This is a genomic window from Bradyrhizobium sp. YR681, from assembly GCF_000282615.1.
Classification (GTDB): Bacteria; Pseudomonadota; Alphaproteobacteria; order Rhizobiales; family Xanthobacteraceae; genus Bradyrhizobium.
The window spans coordinates 1-2005 of the sequence record NZ_AKIY01000281.1 but is presented as its reverse complement, the minus strand read 5'-3'; the positions used below and the strand labels follow the sequence as shown (position 1 = coordinate 2005).

The following is a 2005-nucleotide window of genomic DNA, read 5'->3' as shown; positions in this document are numbered from 1 at the left end:
GCGATCGCGCCTGCCGTAGGGTGGGCAAAGCGAAGCGTGCCCACCAAACTCATCGGTGAAATTCGGAGAGAAGCCGTGGGCACGGCGCTGCGCGCCTTTGCCCACCCTACGAGATCTCCATCCCCGTCATCCTGAGGTGCGAGCGCAGCGAGCCTCGAAGGATGTGCGGCCCCGATGCAGCCGGGCCGTCGCCCTTCGAGGGCCGCTGAAGAAGCGGCCACCTCAGGGTGACGGTGATGGATTGATTACGGAAACTTACCTTGGCGCGCGCTTCGCCAGAATGCGCTGCAAGGTGCGCCGGTGCATATTCAGCCGGCGCGCGGTTTCCGAGACGTTGCGGTTGCACATCTCGTAGATGCGCTGGATGTGTTCCCAGCGGACGCGGTCGGCGGACATCGGGTTGGTCGGCAGCTCGGACTTTTCCGCGCTGGTCGAGAGCAGCGCGGCGACGACGTCGTCGGCATCCGCGGGCTTGGAGAGATAGTCGATCGCGCCCATCTTCACCGCGGTGACGGCGGTGGCGATGTTGCCATAGCCGGTCAGCACGATCGCGCGCGCATCCGGGCGCTTCTTCTTCAGCGCCGAGACCACGTCGAGGCCGTTGCCGTCACCAAGCCGCAGATCGACCACTGCGAATGCGGGCGCCGCCTTGCCGATCTGTGCCAGACCATCGGAGACGGTATCGCACGAGGTCACCGCAAAGCCGCGTGTCTCCATGGCGCGTGACAGCCGCTCCAGAAACGGCTTGTCGTCCTCCACGATGAGAAGCGAGCGGTCGGTCTGTTCGTTCAGTTCGGCGATGGCGTTCAAGGTTTTGTCCTCTGTCCTGCGCATCTACATATGGCGTCGCAATCGGGCGGCGCCAAGGCCGCCAATAGTCGATCCGGCCTCTCGTGCGACGCAAGGTCGCGGCCTATCCTATTGTTTCTTCGAGCGTCTCGATAGCCTCAAAACGCTCCCTCGGCCACGTCACCTGGACCACGGCGCCGTGTTCCGGAAAGATCCGATTGGTAAACGAGACCTTGGCGCCGGTGCGTTCGAGCAGGGTGCGGGCGATGAACACGCCAAGGCCCAGGCCGCCGCCTTCATCCTGGTTGCGCCGCCGCGACAGATACGGCTCGCCGATCCGGTTGAGGATGTCGGGCGGAATGCCGGGACCGTCGTCGGAGATCAGGAGCTCGATCGTGTCCTTGTTCCACCAGGCGTTCACCTCGACGGTGGTGTGGGCGAAGTCGACCGCATTCTCGATGATGTTGCCGACACCGTAGAGGATCGCCGGGTTGCGCGACCCGACCGGCTCGGCGAAGGCGGCCACCGCGATCCGCACCTTGATGTCGACGCCGAAATCGCGATGCGGTGCCACCACCTCCTCGATCAGCTCCGACAGCTTCATGCGGTCGAATGGTGCACCGGTCGAGGACAGCTGGGTGATCTTGCTGAGGATTTCGCGGCAGCGCTGGGTCTGTTCGCGCAGCGTCTTGAGGTCGGCGGCAAAGCCCGGGTCCTTCACCGTCTTTTCCAGCTCGCGCGAGATCAGGAAGATGGTCGCGAGCGGCGTGCCGAGCTCGTGCGCGGCGGCCGCGGCGAGGCCATCGAGCTGGGTCAGATGCTGCTCGCGCGTCAGCACCAGCTCGGTGGCGGCCAGCGCGTCGGCGAGCTTGCGCGCCTCCTCGGTGACCTGGAACGAATAGAGGCTGGTGACGCCGATCGCGAGCACGATCGAGAGCCAGACGCCGACCAGATAGATCGGCGGCAGCACCAGCGGATCGTCGGAATCCCAGGGCAGCGGCAGATGGAAGAAGAACAGCACCGAGGCGCAGGCCACGGCGAGCACGCCGAGGCCGAAGGTGAAGCGGGCCGGCAGCGCGGTGGCCGAGATCAGCACGGGCGCGAGGAACAGGAACGAGAACGGGTTCTGCAATCCGCCGGTGAAGAACAAAAGCCCGGCCAGCTCGACGATGTTCAGCGCCAGCAGGCCGGCCGCCTGCATCGGCTCCAGCCGCTG

General features: G+C 65.6%; 2 protein-coding genes. Both read right to left on the bottom strand.

Going from position 1 to position 2005, the window contains the following annotated elements:
* Window positions 1-255: 255 nt before the first annotated feature.
* Window positions 256-810, bottom strand: coding sequence for an ActR/PrrA/RegA family redox response regulator transcription factor (locus PMI42_RS30445; RefSeq protein WP_008141807.1), 555 nt, complete (start codon window positions 808-810; stop codon window positions 256-258).
* Between the two features lie 103 nt (window positions 811-913).
* On the bottom strand, window positions 914-2005 hold a 1092-nt coding region (locus PMI42_RS30440), incomplete at its 5' end, for an ActS/PrrB/RegB family redox-sensitive histidine kinase (RefSeq protein WP_008141804.1).